This is a genomic window from Collinsella aerofaciens (assembly GCF_015552075.1).
In the GTDB taxonomy this organism is placed as follows: domain Bacteria; phylum Actinomycetota; class Coriobacteriia; order Coriobacteriales; family Coriobacteriaceae; genus Collinsella; species Collinsella aerofaciens_Y.
In genome coordinates, this window is record NZ_JADNDZ010000024.1 from 1 (window position 1) to 18,575 (window position 18,575).

The following is an 18,575-nucleotide window of genomic DNA, read 5'->3' on the forward strand; positions in this document are numbered from 1 at the left end:
CGCAACGCGTTGCGCTGAGTCCTGAGGCTGTTGCAATGAAAATGACAATCAAGGCTTCGATAGCAAACGCAATTTGGTTTTTGAAATATGGACGAATTCCTCGTCAGGAGGGTAAAATGGTGCCGACGGCAGCCCAAGTTGTAGAGAGCTGGGCAGAGCCGTTGCTTAATGAAGTTGGGTCATCGTCTTAGCGACGGTGGCCTTTCTTAATATGAGAAAGCCATTGTCAATAGGCATGTTCGTTCGAGCCCGGTTTGAAACCGGGCTTTTTCGTTTCCCGTCGGGAGAGCCCGCGCACGCTGCATGGCTTAGTCGACGCTTGCCTGGCAAGCTAATATCCGCGGGCTCTTGCGGGTGCGCTTCCGGCGGTCAGCCCGGTATGTCCGCGCACCCCACCGCATTTCGATTCTCCGTCCGGCGCTATCGTACGAATCCAGTCTTTTGTCGGGCGCGGCCCGGGGGCTGCCCATCAAAAAGGTCGTGAACTCGCGCCGGCGATGCGTCGAGGCGCGGGCCCTCCCGGCGGGAGTCGGTTGTCGCCGGCCGCTAGAGGACGGTCCCCTCGGACCTGCACCCGATCTCCCAGACCCAGCAGGCGAGCTCGCGCGCCACGGCGGCGTTGGCCTTGCACGCGCTCTTGCCCGCCGCGGCCAGCGCCTCTCGGCGGCGGTGGAGCCTGGCGGTGCAGTCGTCCGCCCTCGAGCGTATCACCGGGGGCACGTCGGTGCCGGGGGCTGGGGCCTTGGGCCTCGGGGAGCACGTGGAGTAGTGCCATGCGGACTCTATGAGCGCCGTGCGCGCGAGCGCGTTGCCGGCCTTGGTTATCCCGCCGCGCCGCTCGGACTCGCCGCTCGAGTGCTCCGACGGGATGAGCCCGCACCAGCTCGCGAAGGCCGGCGCCGAGCGGAACCTGCTGAAGGACCCGGCCTCCGCCGCGAGCCTGAAGGCCGTCAGGGTGTCGACACCCTTGATGCAGGACAGCGCCTCCACCGTCGCCCGCCAGCGGTCGGTGCCCGCCAGCGCGACGACCCTCCTCTCGAGCTGCCGCCTGTCCGACTCCGCGCAGCGGGCGGCCGTGACGTAGTACTCCAGCGCGTCGCGCTGCGGCCCCTCGAGCCTGATCTCCGAGACCCACCTCCAGTGGGCCCTCGTCCAGGCCTTCTTCCTCGCCCCGTCGGCGTTGCGCTCGTCCCAGACGTGGCCCAGCCTGATCAGGAACATGTTGAGACGCTGCCTCGAGCGGCGGAGCTCGCGGGTCGCGTCGTCGAGGGCGCGGTCGAGGTCCCGGGCGGCCTCGACCGCCATGTCGGGCAGCGGGACCTCGACGATGTTGTGGGTGGCGAGCATGCGGGCGATGAACTCGGCGTCGCGCCGGTCGTTCTTGCGCCGGGCGGCCGCCGCCGGCCTCTGCATCTTGGAGACGGCGGCCACGGCGCAGTCGAGGCCGAGCGCGCGCAGCTCGCGCGCCATGTGGAAGCCGGTGGGGCCGCTCTCGTAGCAGGCCCTGGGCTCCTCGAACCCGAGCGCCCACTCGGCGATCTCGGCGGCGTCCGTCCCGAAGTCACGGTGCACCACCTCGCCGGTGAAGGGGTTGAACGCCGCAGCGGCGACCGATCGCGCGTGGACGTCCAGGCCGATGGAGGTAACATGGGGCATGGGAAGCCTCCTCCCCGCAGGTGCGGTAAGGGCTACCGCACGGGCCGATACTCAAAGCCCATTGTGGCATCCCGAGCCCGCGGAAAGAAGCTGCGCCGCGGGGGAGGCGACCCAAATGGCTTTCTCATATCGTCTTGTTAAGAATCAATAAAGTAAGCAACGAAGAATCAACGGCTTTATTAATCGATACTTTCGCTTAACAAAAACTTGTACGTCATCCTCCAAAAACGACAATTTATGACATGTTTGGAGGCTGACGTACACAAAAACGGCACATTCACGTTGCGGCAGCGCCCTCCACATGTCTGGACTCTCTATGGCTGCGCTGGATAGACATCGCCGGAACGGGTATAGTATCGAAAGTTTTGTCGTTAACCAGCGGGGGAGTCCTGTGGGCATCAAAAAGAAGATCAAAAAGGAGCTTATCGGCACTTCCGATTACCCGTCGAATAAGATCTTTACGATCTCCAATTTCATCACCTTTACGCGCCTGATCCTCACCCTGGTATTTCTGTACCTGTTTGTGACGGATAACAACCGCGTCATCGCCATCGTTATCTACGCCGTTGCCGCCTCCACCGACTGGATGGACGGCCAGATCGCCCGCATGACTAAGACGGTCTCATGGCTCGGCAAGGTCATGGATCCCATTTGCGACCGTGCGCTGCTGTTCACCGGCGTCTTGGGACTAGTGGTCCGCGGAGAGCTGCCCGTCTGGGTCTGCGTGCTCATTATTGGCCGCGACATCTATCTGGGCATCGGCACGCTTATCGTTCGTCATTATCACCGTCGCCCCATCGATGTCGTCTTCCCGGGAAAGATTGCCACAGCGCTGCTCATGACTGGTTTCTCGCTCATGCTGCTCGGTTTCCCCGTTATTGACGGCCTGCATCTTTTACCTTCATCCCTTACGGCCTTCCCGGGCCTCAACGGAAGCTCGGTGCCCCTCGGCATCTTCTTTGTGTACGGCGGCGTGATCTTCTCCATGCTCACGGCTGTCATCTACTCCATTAAGGGCGGAGCGGCCATTAAACAGGCTCTCGCGCATCCCGAGGACGAGGACATCGACTTTCTGAACCCTGAAATCGAAGACTGATTCGTTGGGGTATGATTACGTACGGTTCATTATTTGCGGCAGGTCCGCGATAAGTTAGGGGTTGTCATGGACAACATGGTTAACAATATGCCTCAGAATGATAAGACCGCGGACGCTACCTGCGTATTCCGCGTTCCTTCAAGCGACGTCACCGTTCCCGACCTCATGGCCAACGTGCGCATCACCGCCCCCGTTCTGTCCATCGTCAAGGGTCCGCAGACTGGTGCCGCTTTTGAACTCGAGGACGACGTGACCACCATCGGCCGCGATCCTGCGAACGGCATCTTCCTCAATGACATGACCGTTTCGCGCAGCCACGCGCGCATTATTCGCGAGGGCCTCGGCGCTCGCATCGAGGACTTGGGCTCGCTCAATGGCACCTGGGTCGACGGTGCCATCGTCAATGCAGCCCCGCTGCACGACGGTTCTTCCGTCCAGATCGGTACGTTTACGCTCATCTACCACGAGAGCACGCCGGAGCGCATCGAAACCGGTGAGTAGGGCATGGCCGAACGCAACTATTTGAGTATCGGCCAAGTCGTCAACCTACTTCGAGGCGCATACCCCGATCTTTCGAACTCAAAAATTAGATTTCTAGAGGATGAGGGGCTCATTACCCCTCATCGTACGCCAAAGGGATACCGTCAGTACTCAAAGGAGGACGTTGATCGCCTGGAGGTCATCCTGCACCTGCAGAAGACCCGCTATATGCCACTCAACGTGATTAAGCAGCGCTTGGAAAACGCCACGGACCTGTCAACGCTCGCCTACGAGGTGGGCTTGCTGTCCGATGTTCCGCTCAAGACGGAGCCCAAGGAGACTAAGCAAAAGCTGCATCCCATCGAGACCATTCCCGATATGCTGGGCGTCGAGATTTCGTTTATCCGCTCGCTCGCCGAAAACGACCTCATTCGCATCATCAAAAGCCCGCAGAACCGCGAGCTCGTCGATGGTCGCGATTTTCCGATCATCCGTTACTGCTCCGAGCTGTCGCGCTTCCATATCGAGCCACGCAACCTGCGTCAGTACGTGTCTTCCGCTAACCGCGAGTCCTCGATGTTTGAGCAGGTGCTCGTGAGCATGCTCGGAATGGATACCTCCGATGACGAGCGCGACGCCAAGCTCGAGCGTGCGTTTAAGAAGCTTCACGACCTGACGGAGGGCGTGCACACCGCGCTGCTCAAGAACCGCGTTTTTGAGTCGCTCAACGCCGTGGTCGAGGACGCCGACATCGATGCACTCGATGAGGAAATCACGCGTTCCGAGTCCACCAAGGCCAAAAACGAAGAGCCAGCCGCGCCGGTTTCGCACGAGGATTCTCTCGTAAAGCCGCTCAAAGTCGTCGCCCCTTCGCAATCCGGCGCCGCCACCGCGGGCAAATAACCGCTGCTGAAATTTCGGCAACCCATTGAAAGGTCATGCAATGTACGACTTCGAATCTCAAATCGTCGACATCCCCGACTATCCCGAGCCCGGAGTCATCTTTAAAGACATCACGCCGCTCTTTGGCAATCCCGAGGCGCTCAAAGCCATGACCGATGCCCTCGCCGAGCACTTTGCCGGCATGGGAATCACCAAGGTCGTGGGTCCCGAGGCTCGCGGCTTTATGGTTGGCGTACCGGTGGCTGTAGCCCTTGGCGCCGGCTTTGTTCCCGCACGTAAACCTGGCAAGCTACCGCGCGAGACCGTAAGTCAGAGCTACGAGCTCGAGTACGGCACCGATTCAATTGAAATCCATGCCGACGCTATCAGCTCTAAAGATACCGTGTTGATTCTGGACGACTTGGTCGCGACGGGCGGAACCGTCGAGGCAACAGGTAAACTGGTGCGAGATATGGGCGCAAAGCTTGTCGGTTACGGTTGTATCCTTGAGCTTACGTTTCTCAACCCGCGCGAGAAGCTCACGCCGTCTGATGACGATGTGGAGCTCTTTAGCCTGGTGACGGTGGACTAGCCGTTACCCTTAGTTACTGGAAAGGAAGCTACATGCGCACAGCAAACACGCATAAAAACATGGCACGCTGCGCTGCTACGGCAACCCTCGCTTGTGTTTTGGGCTTGGGCCTCGCGGCTCCTGCCTACGCCGATACCGCATCCGACCTTGCCGCTGCTCGTACTAAGCTCGAGCAGATCGGTACCCAAACCCAGCAGATTTACGATGAGCTCGCCACGCAGACGCAGGCGCTCGATCAGACTGCTGGCGAGATCACGCAAAAGCAGCAGGAAATTGCCGATGGTCAGGCCAAGCTCTCGACCTATGTCGCCGGCGAGTACAAAACCGGCGGTCTGAGCCTGCTTCAGGTTCTGACGGGTGTCGATGACCTGAGCGATATGCTCAACCGTCTGTTCTACTACGGCAAAGTTTCCGATAAGCAAGCTCAGACCATTCAAGAGGTCAAGGAGCTTAAGCAGCAGCTCACCGATAAGCAGGCCGAGCAGGAGAAGAACGTCGCCGCCACGCAAAAGAAGGTCGACGAGCTTAACGCCCAGCAGGCTGAAGCCCAGAGCGTCGTAAACTCCCTGGATTCGCAGCTGCAGGCCGAGCTTGCCGCCGAGGCCGAGGCCAACGCCGCGCTGCAGGCCGGCATCAACGCCAGCACCGCCGAGAAGGCCACGGTGAGCAACGAGACTGCCGGTACGACCGAGAACACCAACAACGGTGGCCAGACCAGCAATAACAACAACCAGGGCGGCAACACTCCGGCTCCTACGCCGGCACCTGCTCCGACGCCGCAGCCCCCCGCACCTGCTCCGGCTCCGACGCCTTCTGCTCCGAGCCAGTCCGTCGACGGCGGTTCTGTTGTCTCGCGTGCATACAGTAAGCTTGGTTGCGCTTATTCCTGGGGCGGAATTGGCCCGAACAGCTTCGACTGCTCTGGTTTTGTTAGCTATTGCCTCACTGGTCGCTATTGCCGCCTGGGCACCACGGGTACCTTTATGGGCTGGACGCGTGTGTCCGATCCGCAGCCCGGTGACGTTGTGGTCAACTCGTACCACACCGGCATTTACATCGGTGGTGGTCAGATGATTCATGCTTCCGACTACAACACGGGTGTCATCATCAGCTCCGTCGCCGCCGGCATGAACAATAACTACATCTTCGTGCGCTATTAAGTCATCTTACACAGCGTGTGAATGTGGACCTCGTGGCTTTAAGTCGCGAGGTCCATTCTTTTTTCTCTAATCTTGTACGGCTATCTAGTATTCAAAACTAGATAGCCGTACATTCAATTTGCAAGATGGCTATAATTGAATGGGAACAATTAGAAAGGACCCTCTATGAGCTGGGCACTTATCTCCGATTCAAGCTGTAACCTCCGCGATTGGCAACCGACCGCGCCCCATACCACCTTTGCATTTGCGCCCCTCAAAATTCGAGTGGGGGAGCGTGAATTCGTCGATGACCTTTCGCTCGATGTTCATGAGCTCAACTGCGCTGTTCAGGCGGAGACGAACGCTTCTTCGAGCGCTTGTCCCAGCGTAGGGGAGTGGGCCGAGCTCTTCAAATTGGCAGACAAGACCATCTGCATGCCGATCTCTGAGGGCGTGTCGGGCAGCTACAACGCGGCAGCCACGGCTCGCGATATGGTTCTTGCCGAGGAGCCCGACCGACAGATTCATCTAGTCAATTCACGCGCAGCTGGCGGCAAAATGGACCTCATTTTCTTGCTGTTCGACCGCTATCTTGCAAGCAATCCGAATGTCTCATTCGAGGATGCTTGCGCATGCTTCGATAGCCTTGAACAGAACAGCAAAATCCTCTTCAGTTTGTGCAATTACGAAAACCTCGCCAAAGCCGGACGTATCCCTAAGGCAGCCGGCGTCATTGCCAACAAGCTCAATATCCGCATTTTGGGCACGGCGAGTGAGGCCGGTAAAATCGAACTCGTCGGGCACACGCGTGGCGAAAAGAAGATGCTCAACAAGATCATCGACACTATGGAAGCCGAGGGCTTTAAGGGCGGTGAGGTCATCATCGATCACGTTGAGAACGAAGCTGGAGCCCAGGCGCTTACTGATCGCATAGTCGAACATTGGCCCGGCTCCAAGACCATCATCATGCCCTGCAACGGCCTGGATTCCTATTACGCCGAAATGCACGGCCTCATCATCGGCTACGGCATGGGCGTAGCTTCAGGCAAATAAAGTCCAACCAAGCAAAATACGGGCGGGACAAAGCGACAGATGGCTCTTTGTCCCGCCCGTTTTATACGTCGGCTAGCTATTAAACCCGTTGAACTTGAGATAGCTCATCAAGTAAGCCTTCGAAACGAAGGAGGAAACCGCACTGCGCACAAGCAGCGACTCACGCGTAACCTGATGCGCCGTATCGGGAACCGGCGTCTGCTCGACAGAAAACGCCGAACGAATCGATGCCTCGAGCTGATCGACCACATAGTCGAAGGCTGTCGGGGCATCGTAGCTCAAACGCTGAATGTTAAAGAGCGCCTGCACCGCAGCAATAGGTAGCACCTGCTTAAAGATGCAGATAGCGATCAGGCGGGCAATCTGCTCGCGACCATACTGCTTTTTGACCGGAGCAGGCACCAGGCCGACCTTCACGTAGTTATTGATCATCGATGGCGTAATGACAGGCTGCTCAACGCAAATAGACAGCGACTCCATCCACAGCGCAACATACTCAATGACCTGGTCGCGGTAGAGCGTCACATTGGGCAACTGGTCATAGCGCGGCAGACTCAACGTATTGAGTTTACGCACGATATCGGACTGAATAAATGCATCGGGCAGCACAGTGGGCTGAATATCCTCAGGTTTAATGCTGACCGACGAATCGGACATCGGGATAACGCGTTTGGCGTGGTTCATAAGGCTCCTCCGTTCATTAGCTATATTGTATTCTAGGTTATCTAGTTTTGCATACCACATAGCCGGCAAGAAAAATGGCGGGACTGTGCACTGATGCATCGTCCCGCCATTTAGTTAATAGATAACAACATTACATAAGATATATTATCGTACTTATCCACGAAGAAATGCGTATGCGCTGGTTGCCGCTATGGCTCCATCAGAAACGGCGGTCACAACTTGGCGTAAACGCTTGGAACGGATGTCGCCAGCTGCGAATAAACCGGGCGTACGGGTGGCCATCGAATCGTCGGTAACAATGCCGCCGTCGGGAGCCAGATCGACGAGATGCTCAACAAGCTCGGTATGTGGCTGCGTCCCCGTAAAGACAAAAATGCCAAATGTGCCAGGTTCAAAGGACTCAGTGTGCATTTCACCAGTCGCATTGTTCTTGAACGTGATTGTCGTGGGCATCGCTTCACCAGAAAGCTCAACAATACTAGTTTGGTACCTAACTGAAATATTGTCCTTAGCAAGCACCTTATTCACAACGCCCTCGGGTGCACGGAACTGATCGCGACGCAGCACGATGGTCACGCTGCTGGCAATGTCGGACAGGAACAGTGCCTCCTCGCATGCCGAATTGCCGCCTCCGATAACAAAGACCTGCTTGCCACGGAAGAACATGCCGTCACACGTCGCGCAATACGAAACGCCACGACCGCGATACGCGTCCTCGCCAATAAAACCCGCAGGACGCGGCGTGGCGCCCATGCACGCAATGACGCTCTTGGCCGCTGTGTCGCCCATATCATGATGGATGGTAAATTGAGCCGCATCGGCATCGTAATCGACGCCTGTCACCATACTCCATTTAACCTGGGCCCCCAGGCCTTCAGCATGCTGTTGGAACCGCTCACCAAGTTCGGCGCCGCTCAGCAGTGGAATACCAGGATAATTCTCAATCTCGTTGGATGTAGCAATCTGTCCGCCAGACATACCCTGCTCAAGGACAGTCGTCGTAAGGTTGGCGCGCGCCGCATAAATGGCGGCAGCATAGCCCGCGGGGCCGCCGCCGATAATCGCAACATCGATTGTCTGATCGGTAATCATGAAGAGTCCTCTCGTCGAAACGTTGTCGTTCTTTGCGCTCATACCCAAATTTACGTGAACGTGACACTCATGCACTACAATGATAAATCCGTGTTACAACGTCGAAGGGGAGTTATCGATGGATCAGACGCAGACGAGCGACGACGCTCCCCTGATCACGCACAGCACTCCCCAATCGGAGCAAACCACGCTCTTGGCTCAGCAAAAACCCCTCGTGACCATCGTGCATGCCTCGGTCGGCTCGGGCCACAAGGCCGCCGCAAATGCGATTGCGCAGGCATTAGACCTCGTCCGCGGCACCAATGGCGTCCCCGAGGATGTTGAGATTGAAGTGCTCGATATCCTTGATTTTGGACGTATTAAATTCGACGGCAATAAGACCGCGGCTTCTTTTACGGGAGCCACGCGCCCCATTTACGACCTGACCTGGCGATATACGCTTACGGGACATCTTCTCTGGGGTGGCGGCACGGCATGGTCGCGAATTATGTTCCCCGCCTTCAACGAATACGTCCGGACCCGCAGGCCCATAGCCGTGGTCGCAACACACATTACGGCGGCCAACGTCGCTGTGGGCGCCCGCGTCATCACGGGTATCGATTACCCGGTCATCTGCGTACCAACAGACTATGAAGTCGAAGGCTTTTGGCCCCACAAGGACACCGACCTGTTCTGCGTGGCCAACGAATTTATGGCCGAGACACTTCGCCCCCGTAAGGTTCCCGAGACCAAGATCCGCATTACAGGCATCCCCATCCGCGCCGGGTTTGATACGGACTACAATCGCGAGGAAGAACTCGAGAAGTTCAATCTCCCCGCTGACAAGACAGTTGTGTTGGTGATGGCCGGTGCCAGTTTGCCTCAACCGTACGTTCGCTTTCGCGCGGAGATGGACCGCACACTCCCCTTCCTGCGCAGCTTCGAGGACATGCACTTTGTCTTTTTGCCGGGCAAGGATGAGGAATACGCCACCCGCCTCAAGACGCTCTTCGACGCCATGAAGCTCGAAAATGTCACGGTTCTAGACTACGTGGACGACATGGCGGCCCTCATGCACGGCTGCGACCTGGCAATCCTCAAATCGGGCGGACTCACCGTCACCGAATGCCTGTGCGCGCATCTGCCGATGATTCTGCTGGGCAAATCATATGGTCAAGAAAAGGCCAACACCACCATGCTCACCGGAATGGGCGCCAGCATGCATGTCACCACCGCACGAGAACTCATCGTAACCCTGCGCCATCTGCACGATCATCCCGAATCACTCAAAGCCCTACTCATCAACGGCGAAGTACTACGCCGCCCCCACGCAGCCGAAGATATAGCCATCGCAACCATGGAGCTCGTAGGCAAACCCCAAAAACGTAAACGAGCCTTCTGCCGCTTCTACTGGGGCGGCAAGCCAGCGCATATCCGCTAGCATTGGATTGCCCGCTTACCTGCGGGAGGCCCCTATATATCATCCCATGCTCAAACATTCTCGCTTCGCTGCGAAACTGCGCGCGGGACGATATATAGGGGCCTCCCACAGGCAAGCTGCGTTAACGTACTTGCAGCTATACCAGATTCCCCACCATCAGAATCTGCAAAGGCAAAACCAAAAATATAAATATAGTAAGCCGATGCGAGAAAGGAGGTTTTCCTTTATCGCATCGGCTTACTAGAAAGAAAGGCTTTAATTTTTCAAGCGAGTAACCGCCCGCCCGTCTCTCACACATATCGTTCCACGCGCAGTTTCGCAGCGAGCGAAGCGACGCGAGAATGTTTGAGCATGGAATGATATGTGTGAGAGACGGGCGGGAGGGATACGAGCGCCCCCGCGAGAATGTTTGAGCATGGGATGATATATAGGCGGGTCGGGCCGGTCAGCGGACAGTACGTAAACGACTAAGCGACGCCGCTAGAACCGAAACCGCCGGCTCCTCGGTCGGTTTTATCTAGTTCTTCTACTTCTACGAGGTTGACCGTGGGGACTTCTTGGATGACGAGCTGGGCGATGCGGTCGCCTTTGTTGATTTGGATGTTGTTCGTGGGGTCTAGGTTGATGAGGATGACTTTGAGCTCTCCTCGGTAGTGGGCGTCGATGAGGCCCGGCGTGTTGACTATAGACAGGCCCTGCTTGATGGCCAAGCCGCTGCGGGGCTGGACGAAGCCGGCGTAGCCATCGGGCAAGGCGATGGCCAGCCCAGTAGAGACCAGACGACGTTCGAAGGGCTTCAGGACGCAGTCCTCGTTGGAGCGCAAATCCAAGCCGGCATCGGTGGGATGGGCGTATTTGGGAAGCTCGACGGTGGGGTCGAGACGCTTTATGTTGACGGTAATGTTGGGCATGGAATTACCTTAGCTTGTCGAGCTCTTGCAGAAACTCATCGACGTCTTTGAAATCGCGGTAGACCGAGGCAAAGCGGATGTAGGCCACCTTGTCGATCTTGGCCAAGCGCTTGAGCACCATGTCACCCAACTCATGGGACGTAACGGCCGTCAGCGTGCGAGAGCGCAGCTCGACCTCGATGTCGTCGATAATCTCATTGAGCTTCTTAGTATCGATATCACGCTTGATGGTGGCGCGCATCAAGCCGACGAGCAGCTTATTGCGATCGAACCGCTGCTTGGTTCCGTCTGACTTAATGACCTCGATTGGGTCTTCGCATCGCTCAAACGTTGTAAAGCGATAGTTACACGAGCAACATTCGCGACGGCGCTTAATGGTGTTATTTGACTCCTGCATACGGGAATCAACGACGCGGGTATGTGCCTTGCCACATTTGGGACAGCGCATGGTACCTCCTCTTAAACGATAACAAGGGTACCATGCGCAGCGCGATAATGATTACGAACGAGCAGGAACCTTAAGATGCGCACCGGCGGCGAGCGAACCATGCTCCAGATGATTGACACTACGAATCATGTCGGAAGTCTCTTGCGTGGAAAGGCCTTCGATTGGATATTCCTCGGCAAGCGACCAAAGAGAATCGCCAGGCTGAACGCGAATGGTCTCGTAGGTAACATTGGAAACGGACTCGGCATACGCGGCGTGACGAGCGCTAAAGACCGACGTAGCGAGGACAAAGAAGAGCGTAAGCGCAACGGCAACGGCGACAATCGTCGGAACCTTCAGGGCAACGCGAGCCGGCGCGACTACAGCCTGCTGATTGCGAGCAGGCTTTACGGTCAAAGGCTGAAAGCCGGAGCGGCCGCCCTGAACAACCGTAAAAGTGGGTTCTGCAGGCGTCTCGAGCTTAAGGGCGAGGTTTCCCTGGACCATATTCGTTGCGTTCATCATGTTCTCCTCTCGCGTGTTTTGCTGAGAACAGTTTTATCAAGCCGCGCGGACAAAAATGTCTAGCGCGAGAACGAATGTTCGGTTATTATTATCTTCGAACAGTTGTTCCTGTCAAGCAAAATTCGAACATTTGTTTGACATGGGTAGAGAGGATGCCCTGATGGCTCGCAAAATTACCAAGCGTCAGCAGCAAATTTACGACTTCATCAAGGAATATCAGCAAGAGAAGGGTTATCCGCCCAGCGTGCGCGAGATGGCTTCTGCCGTGGGCCTTTCCTCCCCCAGCACCGTGCACGCCCACTTATCTGCCTTGGAGGCGCGCGGGCTGCTCAAGCGCGATGCCACCAAACCGCGCGCCCTGGAACTCTTTAACGAGGACGGCTCCTCGGTCTCAATTTCTAAATCTGACGAGCCCACCGCACCTCGCGGAACGGTCTCGCTACCGCTCGTTGGTCGCGTCGCGGCTGGGATCCCCATTCTGGCCGAGCAGAACATCGAAGACACTTTTACTATCCCGACCGAAATCGCCACCGATCAGGGTTCCTTTATCCTTGAGGTGCATGGGAGCTCAATGATCAATGTCGGCATCTTCAATGGCGATTACATCATCGTCCGTGAACAAAAGAGTGCCATGAATGGCGAAATTGTCGTGGCCATGATTGATGGTTCAGCGACCGTCAAAACGTTCTACAAGGAGCAGGGACGCGTACGCCTGCAGCCTGAGAATGACACCATGGAGCCTATCTATGCAACGAATCCCGTTATCTTGGGCAAAGTCGTCGGCTTGATGCGCCGGTTCTCGTAATGCAAAAACGCATCACCATCTTTGATACCGTCCGCGGGTTTACGATGATTTCAATGGCAGGTTTTCACGCTTGCTACGATCTCGCCTACCTGTACGACTGGGATATGCCCTGGTTTACCCAGACTGTCTTTCAAGACATCTGGCGCGCCAGCATCAGCTGGGTATTTTTGTTTATAGCGGGTTGGATGTGCACGCTCTCACGCAACAATGCTAAACGAGCGGCCAAGTACGCAGCCGCAGCTTTGGTCGTCTGGATCGCAACAACGCTCGTATCGGTCGACGATTCAGTGAACTTTGGCATCATTTATTGCATGGCGGCGTGTACCGCTGTGGCAGCCGTAACACGACCGATGCTTAAGAAAGTGCCCAGCACGTGGGGCATTGCGATATGCCTCGCTCTCTTCGCAGCGACATGGGGCATCCCGAAATCGACCTATTCATTCCCCTATTTGGCGTGGCTAGGATTTCCCGGCCCCTGGTTCGTTTCAGGCGACTATTATCCAATCATCCCGTTCATATTCATGTATCTCACAGGATACTTCGCTGCGCGTACCGCTCAAAGATGTGAACATCCCGCCCCAAGCTGGGCCTACGCCAATCCCGTCCCGGCGCTCGCCAGCCTTGGACGTCATGCACTCCCCTTTTATCTGCTGCATCAGCCCATCATTCTGGGCATTTTGGAGCTCGTCTACTCAGTGCGATAACGCTCGAGCCGCGGCGCGATACGGGCCGGCAGCTTCGCCACAATACGAACGCCGTCCTCAAGATATTCCTCGTGCAAAAGGGTTCCCTGCTCATGCACAAGCGTGATGAGGGCGCCCTCACGATACGGGATATCAGCAGAGAGCAGCACATCGGTAGCAGCCGCCTCACGAGCAATACGGTCGACGAGATCGTCGAGTCCCTCGCCCGTCTGGGCCGAGAACAGCACGGCCTCGGGATAGCGACGACGGAAACTTAATCGATCAACGCTATCGAGAAGATCAATCTTATTGAATACGGTCAGCGTTAAACGCTCTCCAGCGCCGATCTCATCAAGCACGCGGTCGACAGCCTCCAGCTGTCGCTCATAGTCCTCATCAGACGCATCTACGACTTTGAGAATTAAATCGGCACCCAACACCTCGGACAGCGTCGATTTAAAGGCATCGACCAAACCATGCGGTAGCTTTTGAATAAAGCCGACGGTATCGGTAATCGTCATGCCGCGACCGCCGGGCAGGCGATACGAACGCGTCGTCGGGTCGAGCGTAGCAAATAGCTTGTCCTGCGAAAGTACCGTAGAGCCGGTCAGGCGATTGAGCAACGTCGATTTACCGGCATTGGTATAACCGGCTAACGCGACGCGAAACGCCGGTGACTCAATGCGGCTCTTGGATTGAACATCGCGACGCTGTTCAACCTGCTTGAGCTCACGACGAAGCGCGGCAATCTTATTGCGAATCAAGCGACGGTCAACCTCGAGCTGGCTTTCACCCTGGCCAAAGCGCGAACCGATGCCGCCACGCGTCTGCTCCTTGGCAAGATGGCTCCACATGCCGCGCAGACGAGGCAACAGATATTGAAGCTGCGCCAGCTGTACCTGCAGGCGTCCCTCACGCGTCTGAGCATGCAGGCCAAAGATATCCAGAATCAGTGCTGTACGATCGATAATCTTTACCGGCTCGCCCACGGCTTTCTCCAAATAGGATTGCTGCGAGGGCGTCAGGTCGTCGTCGAAGATAACAACATCGACATCCATGCGATGCACCAGGCCGCACAGCTCTTCAACCTTACCGGAACCGATAAACGATTTTGGATACGGCTTAACCAAACGCTGTGACAAACGCGCCACGCACTGGGCGCCAGCCGTATGGGCCAGGCGCTCAAGCTCGTCAAGCGAACGATCGAGCGGCCATGCATTGTCGCGCCACTCAACACCAACTAATATGGCACGCTCGGGCTCGGGTGCCGTGGGAACAAGGGGGAAACGGGCCATTAGGCAGCCTCAATACGATGCAGGATGTCCTCAACGACCTCATCGATCGTAAACTCGTCCATATCAAACCACACGATACGGTCATCGCGCTTAAACCACGAAAGCTGACGTTTGGCATAGCGACGCGAACGCATCTTGATGAGTTCGCGAGCCTCATCCATAGAAATCACGCCATTGAAAGCATCAATGATCTCTTTATAGCCAATTGCCTGCATCGAAGTCAGGGCATCTCCCAGCCCCTGGTCCATAAGACCGCGAACCTCATCAACAAGACCCTGCTCAAACATCACATCGACACGTAGGTTAATGCGTTCATAGAGCACCTCGCGATTACGCGTCAGACCAAACCATAGAGCATGATAATGCTCGCGCGGAACACTAAACTGACTTTTTTGCTGTGCATAGGAGATACCATCATCATGCATCTCGAGCGCACGAATCACACGGCGCACGTTATGGGGATGAATAACAGCAGCCGATTCTGGGTCGCGCTCGGCAAGCAGGGCATGCAGTTCTTCCTCGCCAATACGCTCGGCAAGCTCCTGATAGCCCACACGGCGATCGTCCTCAAGTTCACCCGAGGGAAAGTCCATCTCATCGAGGGCGGCCTTGAGATATAGCCCCGTACCTCCGCAAAAAACCGGCTGACAACCCGAACCAATGAGACGTTCAACATGCGCGCGAGCGTCAGCCTGATAAAGCGCAGCAGAATATGCCACACCCGGCTCTACAATGTCGACGAGACGCAGCGGCGCCGTACACTCATCGGGCGTCATCTTTGCGGTACCGATGTCCATGCCGCGATAGATTTGCATCGCATCGCACGACAGCACTTCGGACGAAAGACGAGCGGCCAAACGGTCGGCAACATCACTCTTACCAACCGCCGTCGGACCGACGATCGCAACGGCGGAAAGACCTGCCCCGGAAGAAACCATTAGCGCGGCTCGCCCACAACGGAGCCGGACAAATACCAGGTCTTGGCAACGTCAACGTCAACATCAACGATCTTGCCAACAAGCTGATCGATGCTGTAACCCTCGGGGATAGGCGCATGCACGGTCTGATTCTTGGGACTCTTGCCCAGCAGGACCGCGTCGTTCTTTTTACTCGTTCCCTCAATGAGCGCCGGAACCACAGTATGAAGTTCACCCTGGTTATACTCATGTGCCGTGGTCTCGATAACCTTAACCAGGCGGTTGAAACGCCCGAGAATAACCTCATGCGGCGTAGGATCGTCAATCTCTGCGGCCGGGGTACCGGCGCGCTTGGAATAGATGAAGGTATAGGCCTGGGCATAGCGGACCGTCTCGGCAAGTGAAAGCGTCTGCTCAAAGTCTTCTTCAGTCTCGCCCGGGAAGCCAACGATAATGTCAGTCGAGAGCGCGATATCGGGCATGCGGTTGCGAATGCGATCGACCAGGCCCAGATAGTCCTCGCGTGTATAACGGCGATTCATCTCTTTGAGGATCCGCGTCGAACCTGACTGGACGGCCAGGTGCAGCTGCGGCATAACAGCAGGCGTCTCGGCCATGGCGTCGATGGTCTCGGGCAGCAGATCCTTGGGATGCGAAGACGTAAAGAAGATGCGCTCCACACCCGTATCGCCCACCGCGCGCAGCAAATCGGCAAAACGTGGCTTGCCAAACAGATCGCGACCATATGAGTTAACGTTTTGGCCCAGCAGCGTAATCTCACGCACGCCCTGGCGCACCAAACCGGTCACCTCGTCGACAATTTCCTCGAAGGGGCGGCTCTTTTCGCGACCGCGCACGTACGGCACGATGCAATAGGTGCAGAAATTATTGCAGCCCGTCATGATGGGCACCCAGGCGTGATACTGGGTCTCGCGATGCCACGGCATGCTCATGGCATCCGTATCCTCATGCTCATTGGTGCGGATATGACGCTTGCCGTCAAGGAACGCCTCGGCAATGAGCTCGGCCACATGTGCGATAGAATGCGTGCCAAAGATGACATTGACGTTATCGACGTTGGTGAGCAGGCCCTCGCCATCACGCTGCGCGATGCAGCCGCCCACGGCAACCACACGCTTGCCAGAAGGCGAAGGCGGCAGGCTTTTGCAGGAATTGCACTGACCGTACAGGCGAGTATCGGCGGCCTCACGCACACAGCATGTCATGAAGACAACGATATCGGCATGCTCGGGATCGAGCGCCATGAGGCAACCATACGAATCGAGCAGACCGCTCACGCGCTCGGAATCGTGCTGATTCATCTGGCAGCCAAAGGTGCGGATAAAGTAGGTTTTACCGGCAAGAATATCGCGTACGGAACGCTGGTCCATGTGCATAAGTCCTAACGATGGAAGGGAGGCGAATCGAGGCAAGCAGAAGCTATGCCACAGGCTTAACATCATCCATGACGACGTTATCCATAGCAGCTCGATTGATCTGGTGAACGTAGATAGAAAGGCGGATGGCCGTGCGCGACTCCCCGTTAATGAGGATGTCGGAGAACACGGGCGCGCAGGAAATATCAAAACCGGTTGGAATCAAAAAACCGCGCGCGATAGCCACGGCCTTAATGGCCTGGTTGACAGCACCAGCGCCGACACACTGGATGTTGACGGGTACACCATCCTTGACCATGCCGGCGATGGCACCGGCAACGGACGCGGGCGATGATTTGCTTGATACCTTCAGGCAATCCATGAAGAAACTCCTGCGTTTAAAAGTACGTTTTAACTGCAATAACTTTATCGTACCGAGTGGACTCGGTAAAGGAACTATTCCTCTTTGGCAAGATCGAAGGTCACGGTGATTCGATCACGCGAAACACGAATCTTTGGGTCGCCGCAAAGGTTGAGATAGTACCGGGCGGCAAGGTCATTAAAGTCGCGCTCCACAGCACGCGAAAACTGTGCCATGTCATCCTTGGCAATACGTAGCCCGCGACGATCCTTCGCGAGATCGACAGGAGCCGGCGCATGCGAGGACGAATCACGCTCGCGCAGCAGACGAGCAGTCACACCGCGAACGGGCTTAATCTGCCCAGCCAAAATGCGATGGGCCGTGCGCTCAGACATCTCAAGACCCAAACCCGAGCAGATACGGATAAAGTCCTCGGCATCAGAGGCAAGGCCTAAACGATCGACAACCGGAAGCTCGCTCTCGTCATCAATGAACAGGAGACGCGACGTATCGAGCCGACTTGACGCCTGAGCATAAAGGGTCGCGGCAATCTCAGACGGAGAACCAAGATAGACATCGCAACCACGCAACTCCTCGAGCGCAAACTCACAGGCAGCGCGAATAATATTATGCGGGCCGCGAGCACAGACATAACGTCCGTCCTCATCCTTGACGGCCTGGGGCCAGCTGGACTGATCGGCACGCTCGCTGAGGCGGTCGGCTGCAACGCTCACCTTAAAGGCTGAACCAAGATCGACGCCGGACGTGACCACACGGGCCTCGTCGGTGTTCTGCTTGATCGAAAACAATGCCATGCCACGACCGTGAACGCCCCAACGGTCCATCTTCATGCTCTCGAGCTTGGAGGTAACGCGAGCATCGAAGATTCGCTCTTGCATATCCTGCGGAACGCCCGAACCGTTATCCAGAAAGACAAGCGTGCGGACGCCATCTTCCTTGGTCGTGGCGAGATAGACTTTGTCGGCGCCAGCATCGCGAGCATTACGAAGCATTTCGATGACGATATCCTCGACATGCTGAATGTCGTGCTTTGCCTGGCGCCGCTCGGCCTCCGAAACGCGGAGGCGGACATACCCCTCGCCAAGGTTCTCCTCGACGCGAAGGTTGCCCTCCCCCGACATCGACGCGATAAATGAGATGAGCTCGTTCGCGTCGCTCAT

The 18,575-nt window shown here is 56.6% G+C and carries 21 protein-coding genes; 10 read left to right on the forward strand and 11 right to left on the reverse strand.

The genetic code is table 11. The features are described from left to right. A partial coding sequence (locus I2D41_RS09980; RefSeq protein WP_229042048.1) for a hypothetical protein occupies positions 1-191 on the forward strand: 191 nt, incomplete at its 5' end. Positions 192-546: 355 nt separating this feature from the next. On the opposite strand, the gene I2D41_RS01805 is transcribed toward I2D41_RS09980, so the two are convergent. Further along, positions 547-1,656 (reverse strand): IS110 family RNA-guided transposase, encoded by a 1,110-nt coding sequence (locus I2D41_RS01805; RefSeq protein ID WP_195363344.1) that lies wholly within the window; start codon positions 1,654-1,656, stop codon positions 547-549. 391 nt (positions 1,657-2,047) lie between these two features. Between I2D41_RS01805 and I2D41_RS01810 the strand changes: the two genes are divergently transcribed. From I2D41_RS01810 to I2D41_RS01835, 6 genes are all read left to right on the forward strand, one after another. After that, positions 2,048-2,752, forward strand: a complete 705-nt coding sequence (locus tag I2D41_RS01810) for a CDP-alcohol phosphatidyltransferase family protein (protein WP_195363345.1) — start codon at positions 2,048-2,050, stop codon at positions 2,750-2,752. 66 nt (positions 2,753-2,818) lie between these two features. Further along, positions 2,819-3,253: an FHA domain-containing protein gene (locus I2D41_RS01815; RefSeq protein WP_006236002.1), complete on the forward strand. Its 435-nt coding sequence runs from the start codon at positions 2,819-2,821 to the stop codon at positions 3,251-3,253. A gap of 3 nt (positions 3,254-3,256) precedes the next feature. Next, positions 3,257-4,135, forward strand: a complete 879-nt coding sequence (gene ftsR / locus I2D41_RS01820) for a transcriptional regulator FtsR (protein WP_148346656.1) — start codon at positions 3,257-3,259, stop codon at positions 4,133-4,135. Between the two features lie 40 nt (positions 4,136-4,175). Continuing rightward, positions 4,176-4,706, forward strand: coding sequence for an adenine phosphoribosyltransferase (locus tag I2D41_RS01825; RefSeq protein WP_195363346.1), 531 nt, complete (start codon positions 4,176-4,178; stop codon positions 4,704-4,706). 32 nt (positions 4,707-4,738) lie between these two features. After that, positions 4,739-5,866, forward strand: coding sequence for a coiled-coil domain-containing protein (locus I2D41_RS01830; protein ID WP_229042050.1), 1,128 nt, complete (start codon positions 4,739-4,741; stop codon positions 5,864-5,866). Positions 5,867-6,031: 165 nt separating this feature from the next. Next, positions 6,032-6,898, forward strand: a complete 867-nt coding sequence (locus I2D41_RS01835; RefSeq protein ID WP_195363347.1) for a DegV family protein — start codon at positions 6,032-6,034, stop codon at positions 6,896-6,898. Between the two features lie 72 nt (positions 6,899-6,970). On the opposite strand, the gene I2D41_RS01840 is transcribed toward I2D41_RS01835, so the two are convergent. Next, complete coding sequence (locus I2D41_RS01840) at positions 6,971-7,582, reverse strand: DUF1836 domain-containing protein (RefSeq protein ID WP_195363348.1); 612 nt, start codon at positions 7,580-7,582, stop codon at positions 6,971-6,973. A gap of 153 nt (positions 7,583-7,735) precedes the next feature. After that, complete coding sequence (locus I2D41_RS01845) at positions 7,736-8,674, reverse strand: NAD(P)/FAD-dependent oxidoreductase (protein ID WP_229042051.1); 939 nt, start codon at positions 8,672-8,674, stop codon at positions 7,736-7,738. 118 nt (positions 8,675-8,792) lie between these two features. On the opposite strand from I2D41_RS01845, the gene I2D41_RS01850 reads away from it, so the two are divergent. After that, positions 8,793-10,094, forward strand: a complete 1,302-nt coding sequence (locus I2D41_RS01850) for an MGDG synthase family glycosyltransferase (RefSeq protein ID WP_195363350.1) — start codon at positions 8,793-8,795, stop codon at positions 10,092-10,094. Between the two features lie 467 nt (positions 10,095-10,561). On the opposite strand, the gene dut is transcribed toward I2D41_RS01850, so the two are convergent. The 3 genes from dut to I2D41_RS01865 are packed head-to-tail and all read right to left on the reverse strand — an operon-like array spanning position 10,562 to position 11,954. After that, positions 10,562-11,005 (reverse strand): dUTP diphosphatase, encoded by a 444-nt coding sequence (gene dut, locus I2D41_RS01855; protein WP_195363351.1) that lies wholly within the window; start codon positions 11,003-11,005, stop codon positions 10,562-10,564. Between the two features lie 4 nt (positions 11,006-11,009). Beyond that, positions 11,010-11,453 (reverse strand): transcriptional regulator NrdR, encoded by a 444-nt coding sequence (gene nrdR, locus I2D41_RS01860; protein ID WP_022093781.1) that lies wholly within the window; start codon positions 11,451-11,453, stop codon positions 11,010-11,012. 51 nt (positions 11,454-11,504) lie between these two features. Next, entirely contained in the window at positions 11,505-11,954 is a 450-nt protein-coding gene (locus tag I2D41_RS01865) for a LysM peptidoglycan-binding domain-containing protein (protein ID WP_195363352.1), read from the reverse strand. A 163-nt stretch (positions 11,955-12,117) separates the two neighbouring features. On the opposite strand from I2D41_RS01865, the gene lexA reads away from it, so the two are divergent. Further along, complete coding sequence (lexA, locus tag I2D41_RS01870) at positions 12,118-12,762, forward strand: transcriptional repressor LexA (RefSeq protein ID WP_040359862.1); 645 nt, start codon at positions 12,118-12,120, stop codon at positions 12,760-12,762. Then, positions 12,762-13,466 carry a heparan-alpha-glucosaminide N-acetyltransferase gene (locus I2D41_RS01875; protein ID WP_195363353.1) on the forward strand — a complete coding sequence of 235 codons (705 nt, stop codon included), beginning with the start codon at positions 12,762-12,764 and terminating at the stop codon, positions 13,464-13,466. The genes lexA and I2D41_RS01875 overlap by 1 nt, the downstream gene beginning before the upstream one ends. On the opposite strand, the gene hflX is transcribed toward I2D41_RS01875, so the two are convergent. From hflX to I2D41_RS01900, 5 genes are all read right to left on the reverse strand, one after another. Then, positions 13,451-14,740, reverse strand: coding sequence for a GTPase HflX (hflX, locus tag I2D41_RS01880; RefSeq protein ID WP_195363354.1), 1,290 nt, complete (start codon positions 14,738-14,740; stop codon positions 13,451-13,453). The two genes, I2D41_RS01875 and hflX, sit on opposite strands and share 16 nt — an antisense overlap. After that, on the reverse strand, positions 14,740-15,678 hold the full coding sequence (gene miaA, locus I2D41_RS01885) for a tRNA (adenosine(37)-N6)-dimethylallyltransferase MiaA (protein WP_195363355.1): 939 nt from the start codon (positions 15,676-15,678) through the stop codon (positions 14,740-14,742). Before miaA ends, hflX begins: the two co-directional genes overlap by 1 nt. Beyond that, entirely contained in the window at positions 15,678-17,048 is a 1,371-nt protein-coding gene (gene miaB, locus I2D41_RS01890) for a tRNA (N6-isopentenyl adenosine(37)-C2)-methylthiotransferase MiaB (RefSeq protein ID WP_195363356.1), read from the reverse strand. The genes miaA and miaB overlap by 1 nt, the downstream gene beginning before the upstream one ends. 49 nt (positions 17,049-17,097) lie before the next feature. Beyond that, on the reverse strand, positions 17,098-17,415 hold the full coding sequence (locus I2D41_RS01895) for a stage V sporulation protein S (RefSeq protein ID WP_006235982.1): 318 nt from the start codon (positions 17,413-17,415) through the stop codon (positions 17,098-17,100). A gap of 74 nt (positions 17,416-17,489) precedes the next feature. Then, on the reverse strand, positions 17,490-18,575 hold the full coding sequence (locus I2D41_RS01900; RefSeq protein ID WP_006235981.1) for an ATP-binding protein: 1,086 nt from the start codon (positions 18,573-18,575) through the stop codon (positions 17,490-17,492).

Excerpts from the sequence above, each read along its gene's own strand:
- I2D41_RS01865 (WP_195363352.1), bottom strand. The coding sequence starts at position 11,954 with ATGAACGCAACGAATATGGTCCAGGGAAACCTCGCCCTTAAGCTCGAG.
- I2D41_RS01875 (WP_195363353.1), top strand. The coding sequence starts at position 12,762 with ATGCAAAAACGCATCACCATCTTTGATACCGTCCGCGGGTTTACGATG.
- I2D41_RS01840 (WP_195363348.1), bottom strand. The coding sequence starts at position 7,582 with ATGAACCACGCCAAACGCGTTATCCCGATGTCCGATTCGTCGGTCAGC.
- I2D41_RS01895 (WP_006235982.1), bottom strand. The coding sequence starts at position 17,415 with ATGGATTGCCTGAAGGTATCAAGCAAATCATCGCCCGCGTCCGTTGCC.
- miaA (WP_195363355.1), bottom strand. The coding sequence starts at position 15,678 with ATGGTTTCTTCCGGGGCAGGTCTTTCCGCCGTTGCGATCGTCGGTCCG.
- I2D41_RS01825 (WP_195363346.1), top strand. The coding sequence starts at position 4,176 with ATGTACGACTTCGAATCTCAAATCGTCGACATCCCCGACTATCCCGAG.
- I2D41_RS01830 (WP_229042050.1), top strand. The coding sequence starts at position 4,739 with ATGCGCACAGCAAACACGCATAAAAACATGGCACGCTGCGCTGCTACG.
- I2D41_RS01850 (WP_195363350.1), top strand. The coding sequence starts at position 8,793 with ATGGATCAGACGCAGACGAGCGACGACGCTCCCCTGATCACGCACAGC.
- I2D41_RS01845 (WP_229042051.1), bottom strand. The coding sequence starts at position 8,674 with ATGATTACCGATCAGACAATCGATGTTGCGATTATCGGCGGCGGCCCC.
- I2D41_RS01900 (WP_006235981.1), bottom strand. The coding sequence starts at position 18,575 with ATGAGCGACGCGAACGAGCTCATCTCATTTATCGCGTCGATGTCGGGG.
- dut (WP_195363351.1), bottom strand. The coding sequence starts at position 11,005 with ATGCCCAACATTACCGTCAACATAAAGCGTCTCGACCCCACCGTCGAG.
- ftsR (WP_148346656.1), top strand. The coding sequence starts at position 3,257 with ATGGCCGAACGCAACTATTTGAGTATCGGCCAAGTCGTCAACCTACTT.
- I2D41_RS01835 (WP_195363347.1), top strand. The coding sequence starts at position 6,032 with ATGAGCTGGGCACTTATCTCCGATTCAAGCTGTAACCTCCGCGATTGG.
- nrdR (WP_022093781.1), bottom strand. The coding sequence starts at position 11,453 with ATGCGCTGTCCCAAATGTGGCAAGGCACATACCCGCGTCGTTGATTCC.
- lexA (WP_040359862.1), top strand. The coding sequence starts at position 12,118 with ATGGCTCGCAAAATTACCAAGCGTCAGCAGCAAATTTACGACTTCATC.
- hflX (WP_195363354.1), bottom strand. The coding sequence starts at position 14,740 with ATGGCCCGTTTCCCCCTTGTTCCCACGGCACCCGAGCCCGAGCGTGCC.
- I2D41_RS01805 (WP_195363344.1), bottom strand. The coding sequence starts at position 1,656 with ATGCCCCATGTTACCTCCATCGGCCTGGACGTCCACGCGCGATCGGTC.
- I2D41_RS01815 (WP_006236002.1), top strand. The coding sequence starts at position 2,819 with ATGGACAACATGGTTAACAATATGCCTCAGAATGATAAGACCGCGGAC.
- miaB (WP_195363356.1), bottom strand. The coding sequence starts at position 17,048 with ATGGACCAGCGTTCCGTACGCGATATTCTTGCCGGTAAAACCTACTTT.